The organism is Oceanobacillus massiliensis str. N'diop, from assembly GCF_000285495.1.
Classification (GTDB): Bacteria; Bacillota; Bacilli; order Bacillales; family Amphibacillaceae; genus Oceanobacillus; species Oceanobacillus massiliensis.
This window is the reverse complement of record NZ_HE610978.1, coordinates 140,610-162,154: the sequence shown is the minus strand read 5'-3', so window position 1 is coordinate 162,154 and position 21,545 is coordinate 140,610. Positions and strand designations below refer to the sequence as shown.

Annotated in this window: 23 protein-coding genes; 18 read left to right on the top strand and 5 right to left on the bottom strand. The window is 41.1% G+C overall.

Annotated elements, in window-relative coordinates:
- The first annotated feature begins 34 nt into the window (after positions 1-34).
- Together OMHG_RS10660 and OMHG_RS10655 are read left to right on the top strand one after the other, a co-directional pair.
- On the top strand, positions 35-466 hold the full coding sequence (locus tag OMHG_RS10660; RefSeq protein ID WP_010650795.1) for a BrxA/BrxB family bacilliredoxin: 432 nt from the start codon (positions 35-37) through the stop codon (positions 464-466).
- Positions 467-555: 89 nt separating this feature from the next.
- Positions 556-1,545, top strand: coding sequence for an aromatic acid exporter family protein (locus OMHG_RS10655; protein ID WP_010650794.1), 990 nt, complete (start codon positions 556-558; stop codon positions 1,543-1,545).
- 39 nt (positions 1,546-1,584) lie between these two features.
- Here the strand turns inward: OMHG_RS10655 and prli42 are convergent, their stop codons facing one another.
- Complete coding sequence (gene prli42 / locus OMHG_RS18335; protein WP_147629059.1) at positions 1,585-1,722, bottom strand: stressosome-associated protein Prli42; 138 nt, start codon at positions 1,720-1,722, stop codon at positions 1,585-1,587.
- Between the two features lie 125 nt (positions 1,723-1,847).
- Between prli42 and OMHG_RS10650 the strand changes: the two genes are divergently transcribed.
- The 5 genes from OMHG_RS10650 (at position 1,848) to OMHG_RS10630 (ending at position 8,485) form a co-directional block, all read left to right on the top strand.
- A complete protein-coding gene (locus tag OMHG_RS10650; protein WP_010650793.1) occupies positions 1,848-3,494 on the top strand; it encodes an acyl-CoA mutase large subunit family protein in 1,647 nt (548 codons plus the stop codon).
- Positions 3,495-3,509: 15 nt separating this feature from the next.
- Positions 3,510-4,331, top strand: a complete 822-nt coding sequence (mce, locus tag OMHG_RS10645; protein ID WP_010650792.1) for a methylmalonyl-CoA epimerase — start codon at positions 3,510-3,512, stop codon at positions 4,329-4,331.
- Positions 4,331-5,875: an acyl-CoA carboxylase subunit beta gene (locus OMHG_RS10640; protein ID WP_010650791.1), complete on the top strand. Its 1,545-nt coding sequence runs from the start codon at positions 4,331-4,333 to the stop codon at positions 5,873-5,875. The genes mce and OMHG_RS10640 overlap by 1 nt, the downstream gene beginning before the upstream one ends.
- 44 nt (positions 5,876-5,919) lie before the next feature.
- Positions 5,920-7,047, top strand: coding sequence for a M20/M25/M40 family metallo-hydrolase (locus tag OMHG_RS10635; RefSeq protein WP_010650790.1), 1,128 nt, complete (start codon positions 5,920-5,922; stop codon positions 7,045-7,047).
- Between the two features lie 184 nt (positions 7,048-7,231).
- Positions 7,232-8,485, top strand: a complete 1,254-nt coding sequence (locus tag OMHG_RS10630) for a DNA polymerase IV (RefSeq protein WP_010650789.1) — start codon at positions 7,232-7,234, stop codon at positions 8,483-8,485.
- Positions 8,486-8,530: 45 nt separating this feature from the next.
- On the opposite strand, the gene OMHG_RS10625 is transcribed toward OMHG_RS10630, so the two are convergent.
- From OMHG_RS10625 to OMHG_RS10615, 3 genes are read right to left on the bottom strand one after another with little or no spacing between them, the layout of a single operon-like run.
- Complete coding sequence (locus OMHG_RS10625) at positions 8,531-9,901, bottom strand: aldehyde dehydrogenase (protein ID WP_010650787.1); 1,371 nt, start codon at positions 9,899-9,901, stop codon at positions 8,531-8,533.
- A gap of 13 nt (positions 9,902-9,914) precedes the next feature.
- Positions 9,915-10,841 carry a ribonuclease Z gene (rnz, locus tag OMHG_RS10620; RefSeq protein ID WP_010650786.1) on the bottom strand — a complete coding sequence of 309 codons (927 nt, stop codon included), beginning with the start codon at positions 10,839-10,841 and terminating at the stop codon, positions 9,915-9,917.
- 39 nt (positions 10,842-10,880) lie between these two features.
- Positions 10,881-11,606, bottom strand: coding sequence for a glycerophosphodiester phosphodiesterase (locus tag OMHG_RS10615; protein WP_010650785.1), 726 nt, complete (start codon positions 11,604-11,606; stop codon positions 10,881-10,883).
- A gap of 169 nt (positions 11,607-11,775) precedes the next feature.
- Here OMHG_RS10615 and OMHG_RS10610 point away from each other — a divergent pair, with 169 nt between their 5' ends.
- The 3 genes from OMHG_RS10610 to OMHG_RS10600 all read left to right on the top strand — a co-directional run bounded on the left by OMHG_RS10610 (position 11,776) and on the right by OMHG_RS10600 (position 13,930).
- Positions 11,776-12,738: an MBL fold metallo-hydrolase gene (locus OMHG_RS10610; protein ID WP_010650784.1), complete on the top strand. Its 963-nt coding sequence runs from the start codon at positions 11,776-11,778 to the stop codon at positions 12,736-12,738.
- Positions 12,728-13,522 (top strand): SDR family NAD(P)-dependent oxidoreductase, encoded by a 795-nt coding sequence (locus tag OMHG_RS10605; protein WP_010650783.1) that lies wholly within the window; start codon positions 12,728-12,730, stop codon positions 13,520-13,522. The genes OMHG_RS10610 and OMHG_RS10605 overlap by 11 nt, the downstream gene beginning before the upstream one ends.
- 72 nt (positions 13,523-13,594) lie before the next feature.
- Positions 13,595-13,930, top strand: coding sequence for an iron-sulfur cluster biosynthesis family protein (locus tag OMHG_RS10600; protein ID WP_010650782.1), 336 nt, complete (start codon positions 13,595-13,597; stop codon positions 13,928-13,930).
- Positions 13,931-14,062: 132 nt separating this feature from the next.
- Here OMHG_RS10600 and OMHG_RS10595 read toward each other — a convergent pair whose 3' ends face one another.
- On the bottom strand, positions 14,063-14,983 hold the full coding sequence (locus tag OMHG_RS10595) for an aldo/keto reductase (RefSeq protein WP_010650781.1): 921 nt from the start codon (positions 14,981-14,983) through the stop codon (positions 14,063-14,065).
- A 130-nt stretch (positions 14,984-15,113) separates the two neighbouring features.
- On the opposite strand from OMHG_RS10595, the gene OMHG_RS10590 reads away from it, so the two are divergent.
- From OMHG_RS10590 to OMHG_RS10555, 8 genes are all read left to right on the top strand, one after another.
- The gene (locus OMHG_RS10590; protein ID WP_010650780.1) at positions 15,114-15,659 is read left to right on the top strand and encodes an NUDIX hydrolase; all 546 of its coding nucleotides are present in this window, start codon (positions 15,114-15,116) and stop codon (positions 15,657-15,659) included.
- A gap of 2 nt (positions 15,660-15,661) precedes the next feature.
- Entirely contained in the window at positions 15,662-16,828 is a 1,167-nt protein-coding gene (locus OMHG_RS10585; RefSeq protein ID WP_010650779.1) for an endonuclease Q family protein, read from the top strand.
- Between the two features lie 86 nt (positions 16,829-16,914).
- On the top strand, positions 16,915-17,553 hold the full coding sequence (gene spoIIM, locus OMHG_RS10580) for a stage II sporulation protein M (protein WP_010650778.1): 639 nt from the start codon (positions 16,915-16,917) through the stop codon (positions 17,551-17,553).
- A gap of 105 nt (positions 17,554-17,658) precedes the next feature.
- The gene (fur, locus tag OMHG_RS10575) at positions 17,659-18,114 is read left to right on the top strand and encodes a ferric iron uptake transcriptional regulator (RefSeq protein WP_010650776.1); all 456 of its coding nucleotides are present in this window, start codon (positions 17,659-17,661) and stop codon (positions 18,112-18,114) included.
- Between the two features lie 218 nt (positions 18,115-18,332).
- Positions 18,333-18,539, top strand: a complete 207-nt coding sequence (locus OMHG_RS10570) for a DUF4227 family protein (protein WP_010650774.1) — start codon at positions 18,333-18,335, stop codon at positions 18,537-18,539.
- A 5-nt stretch (positions 18,540-18,544) separates the two neighbouring features.
- A complete protein-coding gene (gene xerD, locus OMHG_RS10565) occupies positions 18,545-19,435 on the top strand; it encodes a site-specific tyrosine recombinase XerD (protein ID WP_010650772.1) in 891 nt (296 codons plus the stop codon).
- A gap of 87 nt (positions 19,436-19,522) precedes the next feature.
- Positions 19,523-20,701 carry a phosphopentomutase gene (deoB, locus tag OMHG_RS10560; RefSeq protein ID WP_010650771.1) on the top strand — a complete coding sequence of 393 codons (1,179 nt, stop codon included), beginning with the start codon at positions 19,523-19,525 and terminating at the stop codon, positions 20,699-20,701.
- A 15-nt stretch (positions 20,702-20,716) separates the two neighbouring features.
- Complete coding sequence (locus OMHG_RS10555) at positions 20,717-21,538, top strand: purine-nucleoside phosphorylase (protein ID WP_010650769.1); 822 nt, start codon at positions 20,717-20,719, stop codon at positions 21,536-21,538.
- Positions 21,539-21,545: the final 7 nt, after the last annotated feature.

The window sequence follows — 21,545 nt, the reverse complement described above, 5'->3', positions numbered from 1 at the left end:
AAGACAATTTACATGTAAAGGGATGGATAATAATATGGATTTTAATTTGTTCATGCAGGATGTTGTAGATGCTGCACGCAAAGATATAAAAGAAGCAGGTTATGAAGAATTAAGAAACCCTGAAGATGTAGATGCTGCATTGAATCGGGAAGGTACTACACTTGTGATGGTCAATTCTACATGTGGTTGTGCGGGAGGAGTTGCTCGTCCGGCTGCAGCAAACTCCATTCATTTCGACAAGCGTCCAGATCATTTAGTAACGGTATTTGCTGGACAGGATCAAGAAGCAACAGAGAAAGCACGTCAGTATTTTGAGGGATTCCCGCCATCATCGCCATCTTTTGCATTAATGAAGGACGGTAAAATCGTGACAATGCTAGAACGTCACGATATTGAAGGACACAGCGCGATGGAAGTGACAAGTAAATTGCAGAGTGTCTTCGACGAACATTGTGAAGAATTTTAATAACTGAATAGCACTTAAATGAGGCTGCCACGTATAAGATTGACAGTCTCATTTTATACATATCACTGTTTTTGCGAGGAGAAGTACAAGTGAAGATTGGTTATCGGACAATAAAAACAGCAATTGGAACACCTCTTTCCGTTACGATTGCTCAATTATTGGGACTGACAAATTTTGTATCGGCTGGAATTCTGACCATTCTATGTATCCAGCCATCCAGGAAAAGATCCTTTTTCAGTGCATGGCATCGATTTCTGGCGTGTATTGTAGCAAGCATATTTTCTTTGGTGTTTTTTGAACTGTTAGGCTATCATCCGTTAGTTCTTTGCCTGATGCTGGGACTATTTATTCCAACTACAGTATTACTGAAGGTGACACCTGGGATTTCCACCAGTTCGGTCGTCATTTTAAATTTATACAGTTCTTCCCATATTACAGTAACATCCCTGGTGGACCAGTACCTGCTGATTATTGTCGGTATTGGCACAGGACTGCTGTTAAATCTATATATGCCAAGTTTGGATAAGACGATAAAGGATAAGCAGCAAAAGCTGGAAGAAAATTTCCGGGTTATTTTATTTGAATATTCACGCTATATTAGATATAAGGATACCAGCTGGAATGGTAAAGAAATTACTGAGAGTGAGGATATCCTGACAGATGCCATCCACTTGGTCGAGAGAGATAGAGAGAATCACCTGTTAAGAAACAAACATCCGTATCGTGATTATTTCTATATGCGTATAAGTCAATATGAATTATTGAAACAAATGCTGCCACTTGTAACGAATTTACCTAATTCAGATACCATTTCACAAAAAATTGCCGACTTTTTCGAAGGGTTATCAGATTCGGTCCACCCCGGCAATACTGCCATCCTGTTTCTTGATGAATTAAAAGAGCTGAGAGAGGAATTTAATAAGGTGGAGCTTCCAGCAACAAGGGAAGAATTTGAGACAAGGGCAAATCTATTTCAATTGCTTCATGAAATTGAAGATTATTTGATTATAAAACAGAAGTTCAAAAAAAGTGATGTCAACTTAAGCTTAAAGGACAACAAGATAAAAGACCGGCTGTAAACAACCGGTCTTCCATCCATTCAGAATCCTATTATATAATCAGATGAAAAATGAAAGTCCATAGGTTAGTGAGGAAAGCAGCATCAGGATAATCATGATATATACAATAATTTTATTTCTGCGTTCACGTTTCGATCTTTTTTTCGTATTATTCTTATAATTACTTTTAGTAGCCAAAATAAGTCCTCCTTTGGTTCATATTGCTTATATTTATTCTATCGTGAAAATTTAATATGGACAAGTATTAAAAAAAGATTGAAAATATAATGAATAGATAAAATTAGAAATAAGGAGGGACCATAATGGACGAAAAAAAGCTTGATGAATCGCAAAGAGAACAATGGGCAGCTTCTGTTTCCAAAACTTTAAAGCGCTTTCCTGAACGGAAAGAAATGTTTACTACCTCCTCTGGCTCTGATATTGAGCGTCTATATGACAATGAAGGCAGCATAAACAGCCCAGGCTATCCTGGACAATATCCATATACGAGGGGAATACAGCCTACCATGTACCGCAGCCGATTCTGGACAATGCGTCAATATGCTGGATTTGGCTCTGCTGCAGAAACCAATAAGCGGTTTCGCTATTTGCTTGATCAAGGTCAAACCGGTCTTTCCGTTGCCTTTGATTTACCAACCCAGATCGGATATGACTCCGATGACGTGATGTCAGAGGGGGAAGTGGGCAAGGTAGGTGTTGCTATCGATACGCTGAAAGATATGGAACAATTGCTTGACAATATACCACTGGATAAAGTCAGTACTTCCATGACAATAAACGCTCCTGCTGCAGTTTTGCTATGCATGTATATTGCAGTAGGAGAGAAACAGGGTGTAGACCCCGGTAAGCTAACTGGCACTATCCAAAATGATATTCTAAAAGAGTATATTGCCAGAGGAACTTATATTTTCCCGCCAAAACCATCCATGAGATTAATCACCAATATTTTTGAATACTGTCAGGAATACGTTCCGAAATTCAATACAATCAGTATTTCCGGATACCATATCCGGGAAGCGGGCTCGAATGCGGTACAGGAAGCTGCCTTTACGCTTGCCAATGGGGTGGCATATGTAGATGCCGCCATTGATTCAGGTCTGGATGTTGATTCTTTTGCGCCAAGGCTTGCCTTTTTCTTCAATGCACACAACAACTTTTTTGAAGAAGTGGCAAAGTTCCGCGCATCCAGAAGAATCTGGGCCAAGATTATGAAAGAACACTATCAGGCGAAGGATCCAAAAAGCTGGAAGCTGCGGTTCCATACACAAACCGGTGGATCGACACTTACTGCACAACAGCCGGATAACAATATTGTACGTGTTACCATCCAAGCACTTGCAGCCGTCATGGGAGGCACACAAAGTCTGCATACAAATTCACGGGATGAAGCGTTATCCCTGCCCACTGAAGAGTCGGCACAGATTGCTCTTAGAACCCAACAGATTATAGCCCACGAAAGCGGTGTTGCCGATACAATCGATCCGCTTGGAGGTTCCTATTATATGGAAGCGTTAACAGATGAGATGGAAAGGGAAGTAAATGTGTATTTGGACAGGATAAAAGATTTGGGAGGAGCTGTCCAAGCCATAGAAGAGGGCTATATGCAGCGCGAAATCCATCAAAATGCCTATGAAATTCAAAAGCAAATTGAAAAAGAGGACGAGGTCATTGTAGGGTTGAACAAGTTTAAAGTGGATGAAGAGGTAAATCCCGATATTCTGAAAGTGGATGAAGCGCTTGAGACCGGGCAGATTGAATCTTTGCTGCATGTTCGCCAAAATAGGGATCAAGCGACGGTCGACAAAGCATTGGCAAACCTTAAAAAAAGTGCCCGAAATCCGAAGATCAATCTTATCCCCAACATCTTAGACGCGGTGAGAGTATATGCTTCCGTTGGGGAGATCTGCAATGTATTACGGGAAGAGTTTGGAGAATATACTGGTGTTTAAGGGAGTGAGAAAGCAATGAAAAAAATACGTGTTCTCGTTGCAAAACCAGGTTTGGATGGGCATGACAGAGGAGCTTTAGTCATTGCCCAGGCACTCAGGGACCATGGGATGGAAGTCATTTATACAGGGCTTCGCCAATCACCAGCTCAGATTGCCCAGGCAGCAGTGCAAGAGGATGTGGATGTAATTGGACTTTCTTCATTATCCGGAGCGCATCGCAGTTTGTTCCCAAAGGTTATTTTGGAGCTCAAAAAGCGAAATGCAGCGGAGATTCCTGTTATAGGCGGTGGTGTAATACCGAGTGAGGATATTCCATATTTGATTGAACAAGGGATCAAAAAAATATTTACAAGCGGGTCTTCCACTACTTCCCTTGCTGCATATATTCAAGACCTGATTGATCCGGATACAGATGCAGTCGGAGAGCCCAGGAAAATTGCGCATATAGGAATAGCTGTAGAAAATATTGATCTGGCACTTCCGTTTTATACAGACAAACTAGGTCTTCAACTAGAGGCTGTTGAGGATGTAGAGTCAGAGGGTGTAAAAGTTGCATTCATTAAGATAGGAGAAACCAGATTGGAGCTTTTGGAACCATCTAATGAAACATCGGCAATCCGGAAATTCCTTGATAAAAAAGGAGAAGGGATTCATCATATCGCCTTGGAAGTCGATGATCTATCCAGTCGGATTCAGCAATTAAAAAGACAGGAAATCCACTTGATTAATGAACAGCCAACAGCAGGAGCACATCATAGTCAAGTAGCTTTTATCCATCCAAAATCTGCAAACGGTGTACTCTTTGAATTAATTCAGCATGAAAGAAGGGACAGCTAATGGATATATTTGACAAAATTAATGAGCTATATGACAAAAGGAGGCAGGTTCACCTGGGTGGAGGCGATGAGCGAATTGACAGACAGCATGAGAAGGGGAAAATGACAGCTAGAGAGCGCATTGATTATTTGCTTGATGAAGATTCATTTGTCGAATTGAATCCATTTATGGAAGCACGGGTAAAAGATATAGGCAACCATCATGCCAAGGGGGAAGGAGTTGTAACCGGATACGGAAAAATCAATGGCAAACCGATCTATTTGTTTGCTCAGGATTTTACCGTATACGGAGGTGCATTAGGTGAAATGCATGGCAAAAAAATCGCCGCTGTGATGGATCTTGCTGCAAAAAATGGATTTCCTTTTATTGGGTTGAATGATTCGGGAGGAGCGAGAATTCAGGAAGGTGTATCTTCCCTGGATGGGTATGGACAAGTATTCTACCGCAATACCATTTATTCAGGCGTGATTCCGCAGATTTCGGTGATTATGGGACCGAGTGCAGGTGGAGCGGTATATTCACCCGCCATTACCGACTTTGTCATCATGGTTGAGAAGACTTCCCAAATGTTCATAACAGGTCCAAAAGTGATTGAGACTGTGACCGGGGAGCAGATTTCATCCGAAGATCTTGGCGGTGCACACATACATAATAGCAAAAGCGGCAACGCGCATTTTCAAGTCCAGTCTGAACAGGAAGCATTGGATGCCGTTCGTCAATTAATTGACTATCTGCCTGCGAACAACAAAGGAAAGGCAGAGAAACGCCCCTATAATAATCCGGAAGATGAATTACGTCCTGATATCACAGACCTTGTACCATTCCATGCGGTAAGACCGTATGATGTGAAAAATGTCATTGAACAGGTGGTTGACCCAGAAAGTTTCTTGGAAGTACACCAGCATTTCGCTAAAAATATTGTCGTTGGTTTTGCCAGAATAAAGGGGGAGACAATTGGATTAGTATGTAATCAGCCCAAATATTTAGCTGGAGGACTTGACATCGATTCCAGTGACAAAGCAGCACGGTTTATTCGCTTTTGCGATTCGTTCAATATTCCGATTATCACCTTTGAAGATGTTACCGGGTTTTTCCCGGGAGTAAAACAGGAACATGCCGGAATTATCCGTCATGGAGCGAAAATCCTGTATGCCTATTCGGAGGCAACCGTACCGAAAATTACTGTTATAACAAGAAAGGCCTATGGGGGAGCATATGTCGCCCTTAACAGTAAATCGATTGGAGCAGATCTGGTCTTTGCCTGGCCAAATGCAGAGATTGCTGTAATGGGCCCAGAAGGTGCGGCAACTATAATTTACGCAAAAGAGATAGCGGAGAGTGCTAATCCCGCTCTGTTAAGACAGGAAAAAATTGATACATACCGTGAAAAATTCGCAAATCCATATGTGGCTGCCGGCCTTGGTATGGTGGACGATGTCATAGATCCCAGGGAAACGAGAATCAAACTGATGCAGGCTCTGGAAATGCTTCAGCATAAGCGGGAGGAACGCCCTGCTAAAAAACATGGAAACATTCCACTGTAAAATATGGTCAAGTTATAGTAGCCTATAGAATAGGAGGTTATAATATGATTAAAGTAAATGAGGAAAGATTAGTTGCAGAATTTATAGAACTTGTACAAATCGATTCGGAAACCAAATTTGAGGCTGAAATTGCTGAAATTCTTAAAAAGAAATTCTCTGCATTGGGTCTTGAAGTATTTGAAGATGAGAGTAAAGAACAAACCGGTCATGGAGCAGGCAATCTCATCTGTACACTCCACGGAAATTCGGATGGAGCAGATCCAATCTATTTCACATCACATATGGATACCGTAGTACCGGGTCAAGGGATCAAACCGACCATAAAAGATGGACTGATTACCTCCGACGGAACAACTATCCTTGGTGCTGACGATAAAGCTGGGCTTGCAGCAATGATTGAAGCATTGCATTTAATCAAAGAAAACGATATTCCTCATGGCGACATCCAGTTTATCATTACAGCTGGAGAGGAATCGGGTCTTGTAGGTGCAAAAGCACTTGACCGTTCACTGATACATGCCAAATATGGCTATGCCTTGGACAGTAATGGCGATGTTGGAGATATCATTGTTGCAGCACCAACCCAAGCAAAAGTATATGCGATCATTAAAGGCAAGACAGCGCATGCCGGTGTCGAACCCGAAAAAGGGGTTTCTGCTATAACACTTGCCGCAAAGGCAATCTCCAAAATGCCCTTAGGCAGAATTGATGAGGATACCACGGCAAATATTGGCCGTTTTGAAGGTGGCAAGCAAACAAACATTGTTGTAGATCACGTTGAAATCCTGGCTGAAGCAAGATCATTGGAACCGAAAAAAATGGAAGCACAGGTTGCCAAAATGAAGGAAGCATTTGAAACAGCTGCAGAGGAAAATGGCGGATCAGCAGAAGTGAAAATCAAAGTAATGTATCCTGGCTATAAGCAAAAAGCTGGAGACCAGGTAGTCGAAGTTGCCCGCAAAGCGGCAAAATCTATTGGCCGGGATAGCAAGCTATTAAAAAGCGGCGGCGGCAGTGATGCAAATGTGATTGCAGGACTGGGCATACCAACTGTCAATCTAGCTGTTGGCTATGAAGGTATACATACAACCGCTGAACAGATCGCAGTAAAAGACCTTGTGAAGGTTGCGGAGCTTGTAGCCGCGATTATCAAGGAAGCATCCAATAACTAACAGACAACCCCAGAAGCACTATTGCTTTTGGGGTTGTTTACATATGGTATAATTGTTGTATGGAAAATAAATGCTTGTGCTGCGGATATATAGTTTTTATTTAATATTCCACATGGCTATCTATCGTGTGGTAAATATAATAAATCTTATAGAAAAAACAGCGAAACAAAAAGGATGTTTTGGTATGAGTGTTTCGGAACGGAAAAAGGGTAGGATAATATTTCATATTGATATGAACTGTTTTTATGCCTCAGTTGAAATGGCCTATAATCCTAAGTTAAAAGGAAAGCCTTTGGCAATTGCAGGTAATCCGGAGGAACGTAAGGGGATTATCGTGACAAGCAGCTATGAGGCAAGGGCAAAGGGGGTTAAAACGACAATGCCTATTTGGCAGGCGCGTAAACTCTGTCCGGAACTTATTGTTATGAGACCTAATTTTGACCGTTACCGCAAGGCATCCAAGGAAATCTTTAAAATGTTGTCAGAGGTTACCCCTTATGTTCAGCCTGTATCCATTGATGAAGGCTATATGGATATTTCGGAAGCAGAAAATCAAGGCACCCCATTGGAAATAGCTGAGAAGCTTCAGAAGAGAATCCTGAATGAATTGGACATTCCTTGCAGCATAGGAATAGCTCCAAATAAATTCCTGGCAAAGATGGCATCCGATATGAAAAAGCCATTAGGCATAACGGTTTTGCGGAAGAGAGAGATTTCAAATATACTTTGGCCGCTTTCCATCTCGGAAATGTATGGGGTCGGTGAAAAGACTGCAAAGAAACTAAAAACGATAAATATCGAGACGGTTGGAGACTTGGCAAATAAGGATGTATATGAACTTAAACAATTGCTCGGAATAAATGGCGAGAGACTTAAAAACAGAGCCAACGGAAACGATACCAGTCCAGTAGATCCAGATGCAATTTATGAATTTAAAAGCATCGGAAGCTCACAGACCCTTCCAGAGGACACAACTGACTGGAAAGATATCAGCAGCCTGATGAATCTGCTGGCAGATAATGTTGAGAGAAGAATGCATAGGAAAGAAGCAGCGGGCAGAAGTGTGCAGGTTACCATCCGATATCATGACCGGAAGACAATTACACGAAGTAAAAAGCTGCAGCACTATATCGATTCGAAGGCAGACATTCTGTTGACTGCGAATGAATTGCTGCAAAAGCACTGGAATATGGAACCGATTCGTCTGCTGGGGATTACCGTTCAGGATATCGAGGATAAACGTAATTTGGGTAAACAGCTCGATATTTTTAGTTATGAAAAAGAAGCAAAGAAAGAGAAGCTGTATTCAGCCATTGATCAGCTTTCCGAAAAATATGGAAAAAGTCCTTTTAAAACATTGCAATCAAAAGTTAATGAAAGTACCGAACAGCCAAGAACTAGTTTTCAGAAGGATTTTCTTGATGATTATAAACGTTAAATACCTGCACCAATAACTGGGGCAGGTATTTTTAGATGAAAAGCATTATTTCATTATGTTCTTCACTAGCTTGGATGCTACTTTGCTGCCAGGATACCGGAAAGGAAGATCGAATTTGGTCGTTTGTTTCAAGATGCTTTTCCGATGTGAGAAGGTATCAAAGCTGTATTTCCCATGATAGGAGCCCATACCGCTGTTGCCGACCCCTCCAAAAGGCAGATGGGGATTGGCAATATGGTAAAGTGTGTCATTTATAGCTCCCCCGCCGAAGGACACGTATTCCATCACCTGCTGCTGCATTTTATCATTTTCACCGAAATAATACAGGGCCAGCGGTTTTTCCATTCGTTTGATTTTATACATGGCATCTTCAATATTGGTGAATGTAAGAACAGGTAATATCGGCCCAAAGATTTCTTCTTTCATAACAGGATCTTCCCAATGGATTTTATCCAATATTGTCGGTTCTATTTTCAATATTCCCTTATCGGAAGCTCCTCCATGCAATATCGTACCCTGTGAGAGGAATTTCTCGAGTCTATCAAAATGTTTTTCATGGATGATTCGAGTGTAGTTGTCATTTCTCAATGGTTCTTTCCCATAGAGTGCTTTAATATGCTTTTTCATTGCTTTTAATAGCTTAAATTTTGCTTTGTCATGTACATATATATAATCAGGGGCTACACATGTCTGGCCGGCATTTGTGAATTTACCCCATACAATGCGTTTAGCTGCAAGATTGATATTTGCATCTTCATCTACGATGGCAGGGCTTTTGCCTCCTAGTTCAAGCGTGACAGGTGTAAGATGTTCACTGGCAGCACGCATTATTATTTTTCCGATATGGGAGCTGCCGGTAAAGAAAATATAATCCAACTGTTGTTGCAATAGTACTTCACTTGTTTCCTGTGCGCCTTCAATAACCGTTAGATAGGAGGCGTCGAATACACGATTGATTAAATCAGCTATAATGGCAGATGTTGCCTGGGCATGTTCAGATGGTTTTATGATGACACAGTTCCCGGCGGCAATGGCACCGATTGCCGGAGCGATGGCAAGCTGTAAGGGATAATTCCATGGAGAAATCACCAGCACAACTCCGTATGGTTCTTTCATAATATAGCTCTTTGATCCCTTATGGGTCATGGGCGAATGAACCTTATCCGGTTCCATCCATATCCGCAGATTTTTAATAGCTAGATCAATCTCTGAATAAAGCATCCCCAGCTCTGTTGTTAGTGTTTCGTGTCTTGATTTATTTAGATCCCTTTTTAATGCACGATAGATATTTTCTTCGTTATCCTTAAGGGCATCCCTTAGTTTTTGTAATTGTTTTTTGCGGAAGGAGTATGTAACGGTATTCCCATTTTTGAAAAATGTCCGCTGATTATCCACAATTGTTTCAATATAACCCATTGAAATCTCTCCTCTAGTTTTGATGATCTATTTTGAATTCTAGATAGTCTTTAGCAAGAAATGTCGCAGGAAAAATTTCGCTGGCCTCGGCTAATATACGGTTATCATCATCCTGTTGATAACGGGATGATATATGGGTCAAAATCAGTTGATTGACATCACTATCAGCAGCAAGCAAAGCAGCCTGAGTATTTGTCGAATGATAATAATCCTTCGCCATCTTCAATTTATCATGCATGAATGTAGCTTCATGGACCAGAACATCGGAACCTTTGACAAAAGATACATTTTCAGCCTGCATACGAGTATCTCCAAGAATGCTGACTATCCTGCCTTTTTTGTTCGGACCAATGAAATCTTTTTGGTAAAGCACTGTACCGTCATCGGTAACTGTTCTATCATTTTGTTTAATTTCACGGTAGATGGGCCCTGGAGGAATATTCAGTTCCCGCAGCTTTTGTACAAGAAGTTCTCCCGGCTTGTCTTTTTCCTCTATTCTGTAACCAAAACACGTAATCCCATGATCGAGCTGTTTCGCATAAACAGAAAATTTGTCTCCATCCAGGATTTTACCCTCTGTTATTTCTACAATTTCCAGAGGATATGAAAGATGTGTTCCGCTGACTTTAAGACTTGTCGTAATAAATTCCTTAATGCCTCGAGGTCCATACAAGGTCAGCAGCTGATCTCCAGCCTGGAAGGAACGGCTGCTCAATAAGCCAGGAAGACCATATATATGATCACCATGCAAGTGTGTAATAAATATTTTATCTATTTTTCTTGGTTTAATAGAAGTATCCAATATGCGGTGCTGTGTTGCTTCTCCGCAGTCGAACAGCCATATGCTCCCAAGTTCCTGCAAGAGTGTCAAGGCAACTGCCGAGACGTTTCGTTCTTTGGACGGAACACCAGCACCGGTTCCCAGAAATACCAATTCCATATTAATCCTCCATCTATTAATCAATTTCTGCTATATCTATTATAATATAGTTCGAAAAAGACGTGCTTTATTTGGGACATCCGTAAAGATACCGTCACAGCCATAACGAAAACAACGGAACATAGGCAGATAACGATTGACAGTATAGACACGCAATGCCATATTTTCTTCCTTGCATCTACGTGCCAGCGACTTGCTCAGCAATCTGTATTTGATATGAAGAGCATTGGCGCCAAGTCCTTTTGCATATCCTGCCAGATCTTTTCGCTTGCGGGAGGTAAGCAGTGCAACTCCGATATTTGAGTTGACTGATTTTAACCGTTTGATGCTAGTTGGATTGAACGTAGAGAGTGTCGTTCTGTCCAATACATGATAGTGTTCTAGCATTTCATATACAATGCATTCCATATCCTGATAGTCTATTTTATTGTTTTTAAGTTCAATATTCAAATCGAGCGGCTTGTCGATTGCCCATTGCAAAAATTCATCAAGGGAAAGAATCGATGTCCCAGCAAACTCTGCGGAAAACCATGAACCAGTGTCAAGCTGTCTTAATTCTTCATAATTATAATCTTTAACGCAGCCAGTACTGTTTGTTGTTCTTTTGACATGTTCATCATGGATGAGAACGGGTATATTATCTTTTGTTAATTGGACATCTGTTTCGATACCATCGGCCTTCATTTTATAAGCTAACTGAAAGGCAGGCATTGTATTTTCGGGAGCCAGTTTACTGGCGCCCCGGTGCGCAATGATTCTGGTCATAATTTCACCTCTGTCATAATTGTGTTTGATTTTGATATAAAAGTCAATGGAGCAGTTCCTTTCCAACAATCGGAAGCCATTACAATCGCTAACAATGTACAATTACGTCACTAGATAGTAAAATTGCGCTAAGTGAATCAGTTCACCGTCAACACAGGGGGAGAGAAATTTGGATACATTTGATAAGACAATCAGTCAGTTGACAATTCCAACACCATTTGCAGTGGGAGATACTCATGCCTATCTGTTAAAAGGTGACCTACTTACACTCATAGATGCAGGTGTTAATACAAAACAGGCAAAAGAAGCACTTGTTTCTCAATTAAGTGAGATTGGCTATAATGTAAGTGATATAGAACAAATTGTTTTGACGCATCATCATCCGGATCACACTGGGCTGATTGAAGCCTTTCCGCGTCTGAAATACATAACAGCTCATCCCGATGTTGATTTATGGCTATCAAGAAATCAGTCTTTCTTTGAGCGCAGTAAGCTTTTTTTCAAGTCGCTCTACTGCCAGACAGGAATAGCAAGTGAATACCATTATGCCATATCCGAATTTACCAGCGATCTTCATTACGCAGGAAAAGGGCGGCTGACCAATCCGATTGGTGAAGGTGATTCATTGCCCGGTCATCCGGGATGGGAAGTGATTGGGACATATGGCCATGCACAGACACATCTATCCTTTTTACGAACGAAGGATAGGTCTTTTATTGGGGGAGACCATCTTCTAAAACATATTTCACCAAGCATTACAATAGAAGCACCTGCAAAAGAAGGAGCGATTAGACCCAAACCAATGCTGCAGTACCGCGAAAGTTTAATGAAATGCTTGTCATTAGATCTGAAGACTGTTCTCCCTGGTCACGGGGAAATTTTCACGAATGCAAACGAGATTATCCATAAACGAATGGTCAGCCAGGAAAGGCGTTCCAGCAGGGTGTATCGATTATTGCAGACAAAATCTTTAACGCCTTTCGGGATTTGCAAGCAATTATTCCCAAGATACTTTGAAAAAAGAATCAATTTAACAATGTCAGAGACCATTGGCCAGCTGGATTATTTAGAAGAAAAGGGGTTGGTTGACTATATGATAGAGGATGGTGTAATGAATTATTATGCGAAATGACCTTGTTCATAAAAAAATAATAGTCACAGGTGCATCCGGCGGTATTGGAAAACAGCTTTGTCTGCATATAGCCAAAGCCGGCGGTATACCAATTATGCTGGCGCGTTCTGCCGATAAACTGGCAGAGCTTCAATTAACCCTTAAAAATGAATTCAATCGTGAAAGTTATATTTATGTAGTAGATCTTCAGGAGCAAGATCAGGTTGACTATGTGCTGCAAAATATACTGTTAGAACATCAGCAGGTGCATGCCTTGATAAACAATGCTGGGATAGGTGTTTTTGATCCTTTTCAGCAAATGGACTGGACAGATATCCGTCAAATGTTTCAGTTAAATGTGTATTCCGCAATAAGATTATCACAACTGGTGATTCCTCACTTCCAAAAATTTGAAGAAGGGCATATTGTCAATATTGCCTCCCAAGCTGCCAAAATAGCCACCCCGAAATCCGCTGCATACGGCGCTTCAAAGCATGCGATACTCGGGTTTACTAATACAATGAGGCAGGAAATAGAAAGTAAGAATATCTTTGTGACAGCGGTGAATCTAGGTCCGGTTCGAACCGATTTCTTCTCTCATGCAGATAAGGAGGGTTCCTATCAAAGGAGTGTTGAACGCTACATGCTTAATCCAGACAGAGTTGCCAAAGTGACCGTAAGTCATCTGTTTTCGAAAAAGAGGGAAATAAACATGCCTTTTTGGATGGAGATGGGCAGTATATTGTATAGGATTTTCCCAGGGGTGATGGAGAAAATGCTGAAAAGCCAATTCAACAAAAAATAATGCGGTTGCTTAGGCAATAAATCTGAAACGAAATATAGTATGATGAGTATAAAAATAAAGGGGAGCTTGATTATGAAACTGGAAATTACTCCTGATGCCCAATTGAAACTGGAACAACTGCGCACTGAAAAAGACCATTATCTTCTCTTATGGTATGACACAGAGGGCTGCGGATGTGGCGTAAATGGTTTACCTGCTATTCGGTTTATTGGAGAAAGAGATCCAAAGCATCATGTCACCATCGAAAATGACGATGTACAAGTTTTAATAGATGAGGCCAAAAGCGTCTTCTTTGCAAATAATATGAAACTCGATATCCGAAATGATGTTTTCCGGCTATCAAGCAATGAAGGGATATTAAACCCGATAATCCCGGCACAGAATCTGCTGCAAAAGGAACAGGATTGATATTTTCAATTTGCAAGTTTGCTGCGGTAAGTCATCGCTTACCGCAGCCTTGTTCAATCCTATCTTTAAAGAGGAAAATTAGTTGGCCCGTTTCACTTTTTTAGCTACCGATTGCCGAAATTATCTTCTCCATTATCTGTGTTTATCATAACGGTTTAGTTTTGTAATCGTCTGTAATCTCTCAATCGTTTCTGCCGAAAGCGCCTCCGAATTATCAACAACTGTATTTTCCTCGACTTGTTCCGAAGAGCTAGCACCGAATACAGCTGTTGCCACGGCCGGATGATTCAGTACATATTGCAGCGCGAGCCCATTCATGGTCTGCCTTTCATCCAAAAGTTCAGCGATGTGCTGCTGTATTGCTTTCAATTCATCATAACGATAATCCAGATAGCCATTTTCCCCTTTTCTTTCAAGAACAGCTCCACCTTGGTTGCTCAACATTCCTTTAGCGAGTGGACCCCTGCTAAGAACACTGATGTCATTTTTATGCAATAGATCCAATATCTCTTCCTCCGGTCTGCGGTCAAGAAGGCTATATTGCATCATCACACCGTCAATGGAAGAGGATTTCACATATTCGCGAATCACATTTGGCCGGATGGACGAGATTCCATAGGCCCTGATCAGCCCTTCCTTCTTCAGTTCTTCAAACGATTCTATTGTTTCCTCGATTGGATCCTCTATTGTTCCGCCATGAAGCATGTAAAAGTCAATATAGTCCGTATCTAAACGTCTTAAACTATCCTTTATAGCCTTGTTGATATATTCCTTGGAAGGATCCCAGTACCAATCCCCAGTTTGCTTATTAAAATGATTTCCTACCTTCGTCGTTAGGATGAGCTGATCTCTTTTTTCTTTTATGGCCTTCCCAATGATTTCTTCATTCCTGCCCATATCATATAGATCGGCCGTGTCCAGATGGTTTATTCCAGCATCAATTGCAGTATCAATGATTCTCTCTGCCTGATTCTGATCCGTGCCAAGTGACATGCACCCCAATGTCAGTTCGGAAATCTTCATATCTGACTTGCCTAATTGCTTTTTCTTCATTTTCTCACTCCCATTTCTTCATTTATTAGTTTATTGTAAGGACTGACAAACCGGAATACAACTTTTCTACTCAGAACGGAAGTGTGCTAAACTAAAATAAACACTAGAAATCAGATGAGGGTGGTCAATTGTGAAGAAATTTGAAGAAAAAACAATCAAAAGTGAGAAGATATTTAACGGTAAAGTCATTAACCTGCAAGTTGACGAGGTATCGCTTCCAAATGGCAAGACATCCACCAGGGAACTGATCAAACATCCGGGAGCGGTAGCGGTAATACCGATTACAAAGGATAATAAGATTATTTTTGTTGAACAATATCGTAAACCACTGGAAAAATCACTGGTAGAGATTCCTGCCGGAAAGCTTGATAATCAGGAAAACCCTCTGGCGGCCGCCGTTCGTGAGCTGGAAGAGGAGACAGGCTATACTACAAATGATCTCTCGTTTGTGACTTCGTTTTATACATCACCTGGATTCGCTGATGAACTGATTCATATCTATGTCACCGATCAGCTTATCAAAATGGATAACCCGCCAAACGGTGATGAGGATGAATTTGTTGAGGTCATTGAACTGACACTGGAAGAGGCTAAACAATATGTTATTGATGAACGCATCCAAGATGCAAAAACAAATTACGCAATCCTATATTTGCATGCCTTAGGGAGGCTCTAACATTGAATTCCTATTTTGCTGATATGCACATTCATATCGGCAGGGATATGTATGGTAAACCGGTAAAAATCACCGCTTCAAAAACTCTGACACTGACAAATATTCTTGAGGAAGCAAGCAGAAATAAAGGGATTGATATAATCGGGGTCATTGACTGTCATGCACCTGCCGTACAGCAGGAAATCAAACAGCTGATCAATGCCGGCAGGGCCTATGAATTGCAAGATGGTGGTATCCGTTTTGAAAATGTTGTTCTAGTGCTGGGATCGGAAATTGAAATCTATGACGAAAATTGCCAAGGACCAATACATATCCTTGCTTTTTTTCCAACATTATCAAAGATTGAGGTTTTTTCGGAATGGCTGGCAATGAACATGAAAAATATCACATTGAGTTCTCAGCGATATTACGGCTCTGCAAAAGGACTGCAGTATAAAGTCAAAGAATTGGAAGGGTTGTTTATCCCTGCTCATGTATTTACACCATTTAAAAGTTTATACGGAAAAGGCGTCATTAAATCACTGCGGGAAGTGTTTGACCCAGACCTTATAGATGGTATTGAACTTGGGTTAAGTTCCGATACAAATATGGCTGATCAAATAAGCGAGCTGCATGATTATACGTTCCTTACAAATTCGGATGCGCATTCCTTACCTAAAATAGCCAGAGAGTACCAGGAAATCACAATGCTGGAACCATCCTTCAAAGAATTTAATTGGTCTTTGCACCGTGTGGCAGGCAGAGAGATAAAACGTAATTTCGGCATGAATCCACAGCTTGGGAAATACCATACAACCGTTTGCAGCAGCTGTCTGAAGGAGCTTCCGGTAAATGCTTTGGCATGCAAATCCTGCGGCTGTGAAAAGATTATAAAAGGAGTCTTTGACCGCATCCAGGAATTGGACGATGGAAAATTCAATTCTAAGAATCGTCCACCTTATTTATATCAGGTCCCATTGGAGTATCTGCCATCTCTAGGACCAAAAACGATGCAAAAACTGCTTCATAGATTTGGGACAGAGATGAATGTGATTCACCATGCATCCATCGAACAATTACGGCAGGTAGTCCCTGAAAAACTAGCACACTCTATTATCCAGCTGCGGGAAGGCGAACTCCGGATACATGCCGGCGGTGGCGGGAGGTATGGAAGTATTGAGACTTCCTGATATCTATTAAATCAGGATTATAGGTATTTTTGAACCGGAATCCTCATAGTTTTAATTATAGACTATTGCTTATTGGGAGGATTCCAATGTATAAAAACAGTTTTCTCGTATGGGAACATATTAAAAATCATGCAACAATCTATCTATTTATGATCATTTTATTCCTGACTGGAATCATATTCGGGGCCGTCATTGTTAATAGTATGGGATTCATACAGAAACAGGATTTGTTTTTTTACTTGGAACGATTCTTCGGTCAGATTACCGATGGAATTTTCATTGAGAAAAATGAGATTCTCTGGGAGAGTTTTATCTATCATGGAAAATATCTTTTGCTATTGTTTATCCTAGGGTTGTCTGTGATTGGACTTCCTTTAGTATGGGTACTAATATTCATTAAGGGATTGGTGGTTGGCTTTTCGGTGGGCTTTATTGTCAATCAGCTTGGTATGAAAGGGTTACTTCTTGCATCCTTGTCGATCGCCCCTCAGAATATCATTGCCATCCCGGTCTATATTACCGCAGGGTCCATATCTATGATCTTTTCCCTGACATTGCTGAACAAATTATTCTCACGCAGAAATAATCAACAGCTCCTGCAGCCGTTGGGAAGATACAGCATCATTTACGTTATTTTGGTGGGAGTGTCATTAGTTGCAGCCTTCGTGGAATCCTATATCTCCAACAAAGCAATGGAAGAGCTGATTAAATCATTTTACTTATAAACAATACTATTTTATAATTATTATAATTAAAAGATGAGAATATGCTTTGACATGATAATGAATGGTGCATATAATAAAGAAGGGATATGAGGGAGGCGACCTGCCATGGAACACCGTATAGAACAAATCAAAAAGCAGCTGCATGCACAGAGCTATAAGTTGACTCCTCAAAGAGAGGCGACGGTTCGTGTCTTATTAGAGAGAGAAGAGGACCATCTAAGTGCAGAGGATGTTTACCTGTTAGTAAAGGAAAAATCTCCTGAAATTGGATTAGCTACCGTCTATCGGACACTGGAGCTGCTTTCCGAACTGAAAATAGTTGATAAAATCAATTTTGGTGATGGAGTCTCTCGCTATGATCTTCGGAAAGAAGGAGCAAAACATTTTCATCATCATCTGGTATGTATTGAATGCGGCTCTGTAGAAGAAATAGTCAATGATTTATTGGAAGATGTGGAGAGAATTGTGCAGAATGATTGGGGCTTTGAGGTGAAAGATCATCGATTGACCTTTCACGGTATCTGCAAACAATGCCAGCAGTCGGCGGTTAAAGCAAATTAATACTTACATGCAACAGCCTTTTTCCACTTGGAGAAAGGCTTTAATACTTTGTAGCGTACATTTTCGTTCCACAAGACTATCCATATCCTGTTCCCATCTTACAACCAACATGTCATCTATTTTACAATTTAGATGAAAAAGGTTACATTTGAATAGTATATTGTGTTTCAGACTCTGCATATCTTTAAAATAGATACTAATTTTAGGGAGATTTGTGCATGAGCAGAATGATGTGGGACACCTTCAAGGTTTTTATCATATTTACAATATGCACCTTCATTTTCTATTTTGGTTTACAGGTATTGCATAACGAATATAAACAGATACATCGGTACGATCCTCCAGAAGGACCGGCAGTGAAAGTATTTCAATCACAGAGCAAAATACTGGAACGTTTCCAGCTAATTTTTCAGCAGGGAGAGTAGAAGCTATGCTTAAACACGCGTTGGAGGATTTTTTTCACTTTCTGAGAATTGAGCGGGGACTGTCTGATAACACTATTCATTCATACGGACGTGACTTGAAACACTATCTGGATTACCTTGAGAATACAGTCCAGAAACAGGCATGGGAGAACGTAAACAGAAAGGATGTAATGGGCTTTCTGTATATATTGAAGGATGAAGGAAAATCGACAGCAACGATAACTCGACACGTTTCATCGATTCGTTCGTTTCACCAATTCCTGATACGCGAACAAATCGTAACACATGATGCAAGCTTACATATTGAAACACCAAGAAAAGAAAGAAAGCTTCCGGATGTACTTTCACAAGATGAAGTGGAGCGACTGCTGGATATCCAGGAAAATTCCGTATTGGCAATCCGGAACAAAGCGATGCTCGAATTGCTTTATGCAACCGGCTTGCGTGTCTCAGAACTGATCACACTAAAAGTCAGCGATCTTCATTTGACAATGGGATTCGTTCAATGCTTTGGGAAGGGCTCGAAAGAAAGGATTGTTCCACTGGGAGATGTGGCCAAAAGGGCTTTGGAACATTATTTGGAAATGTCAAGACAGGAACTGATCAAAAACAAACCGGAGAACACTCTGTTTGTAAACCGGCATGGCAGGCCCTTGACTCGTCAAGGATTCTGGAAAATACTTAAAGGGCTTACGCTGAGTGCAAAGATCAGCAAAACAATTACTCCGCACACATTAAGACATTCCTTTGCTACCCATTTACTGGAAAATGGTGCAGATCTAAGGGTTGTCCAGGAAATGCTTGGACATGCAGATATTTCGACTACCCAGATCTATACGCATGTAACCAAAACAAGATTGAAAGATATGTACAATACCTATCATCCGAGGGCATGATTTTTTAGTTGTCTGACATCCTACATCATAAAATCCAACATATAAATTATTTGATGCGGGAAGATACTTACAGGAGGGTTAATGAATATGACGAATTTTAAACGTGTATTTCTGGTTGTAATGGATTCAGTTGGCATTGGGGAAGCACCTGATGCAGAAAAATTCAATGATCTTGGCGCAGATACTTTAGGGCATATCGCTGAGCAAATGAACGGTCTCGAAATGCCTCATATGGGAGCGCTCGGTTTAAGCAATATAAGAAAGATAAAAGGGATAGAGAAAGCAGTCCATCCAAAAGCATATTATACAAAAATGCAGGAAGCTTCAAATGGGAAAGACACAATGACAGGGCATTGGGAGATTATGGGTCTAAATATCAGCAAACCATTCCGAACCTTCCCAGATGGATTTCCGGATGAATTGCTGCAGGAGCTGGAAGATAGGACAGGCAGGAAAATAATCGGCAATAAGCCGGCTTCTGGAACAGAGATCCTTGTCGAACTAGGGGAAGAGCATATGGACACAGGCGCACTGATTGTTTATACTTCTGCCGATTCCGTTCTGCAAATCGCTGCACACGAAGACATTGTTCCGATAGAGGAGCAGTATCGCATCTGTGAAATAGCGCGCGAGTTGACACTGGATGAAAAATATATGGTGGGAAGGGTCATTGCGCGTCCATTTATTGGCAAACCAGGAGCATTTGAACGAACCTCCAACCGCCATGATTATGCCCTTAAGCCTTTTGGCAGAACGGTTATGAATGAAATGAAGGATAATGAACTGGATGTAATTGCCCTTGGTAAAATCTCTGATATTTATGATGGAGAAGGTGTAACGGAAGCTATTCGGACAGTGGACAACGATGATGGCATGACGAAGCTCACTGAATCAATGGACAAGGATTTCCGGGGACTATGCTTCCTGAACCTGGTGGATTTTGACGCCAAATACGGCCACCGAAGAGATCCGGAGGGGTATGGAAAGGCCTTACAGGATTTTGATGCAAGACTTCCAGAAGCCTTAACCAAATTAAGAGAAGATGATCTGCTGATTATTACAGCTGACCATGGAAATGACCCCGTACATCAAGGGACAGATCACACGAGAGAATATGTTCCGCTAGTTATCCATCATGCAGGTATATCTGAAGGCAAGCAAATTCCAATCAGAGAGACATTTGCTGATATTGGTGCTACGATTGCTGACAATTTCGGCATCCAGATGCCTGAATACGGCAAAAGTTTCTTAAATGATATTAAATAGAGGGGATAGACGAAGATGAACCGAACAGAACTTTTAGAAGCAAGCAGTTATGTAAAAAGGCAATTAAAAGAAACTCCGAAGATTGGACTGATTCTAGGATCGGGTCTAGGTGTGCTTGGAGATGAAATTGAGGAACCGATTGTTATCCCGTATTCGGATATACCGCACTTCCCGGAATCCACTGTAGCTGGCCATAAGGGGCAGCTAATCGCAGGAAATCTTGAAGGGAAACAGGTAATCGCAATGCAGGGAAGGTTTCATTACTATGAAGGCTATTCCATGGAACAGGTAACTTTCCCTGTTCGGGTTATGAAGGATTTGGGCATTGAATCGATAATTGTCACAAATGCAGCCGGCGGCATAAATGAATCATTCAATCCCGGTGATCTCATGCTGATAACAGACCATATTAACAATATGGGGAATAATCCACTAATCGGCAAAAATGACGAAGAACTCGGACCTCGTTTCCCCGACCTGTCTCAAAGCTATGATAGAGAATATATTCGCTATGCAGAAGAATGTGCAAAGGAAATCGGAATCCAAATACAAAAGGGAGTATATATCGGCAATACTGGACCGACCTATGAAACGCCAGCAGAAGTACGAATGCTTCGTGCGTTTGGCGGGGATGCAGTAGGAATGTCAACAGTTCCTGAAGTAATTGTGAGCAGACATGCAGGGATTCGCGTTCTTGGTATATCCTGCATCTCAAACATGGCTGCAGGAATTCTGGATCAGCCGCTTACCCATCATGAAGTAATGGAAACAACTGAAAGGGTCAGAGAAAACTTTCTAACGTTTGTGAAAAAAATTATAAGTACGCTACCACTATAACTAAAAA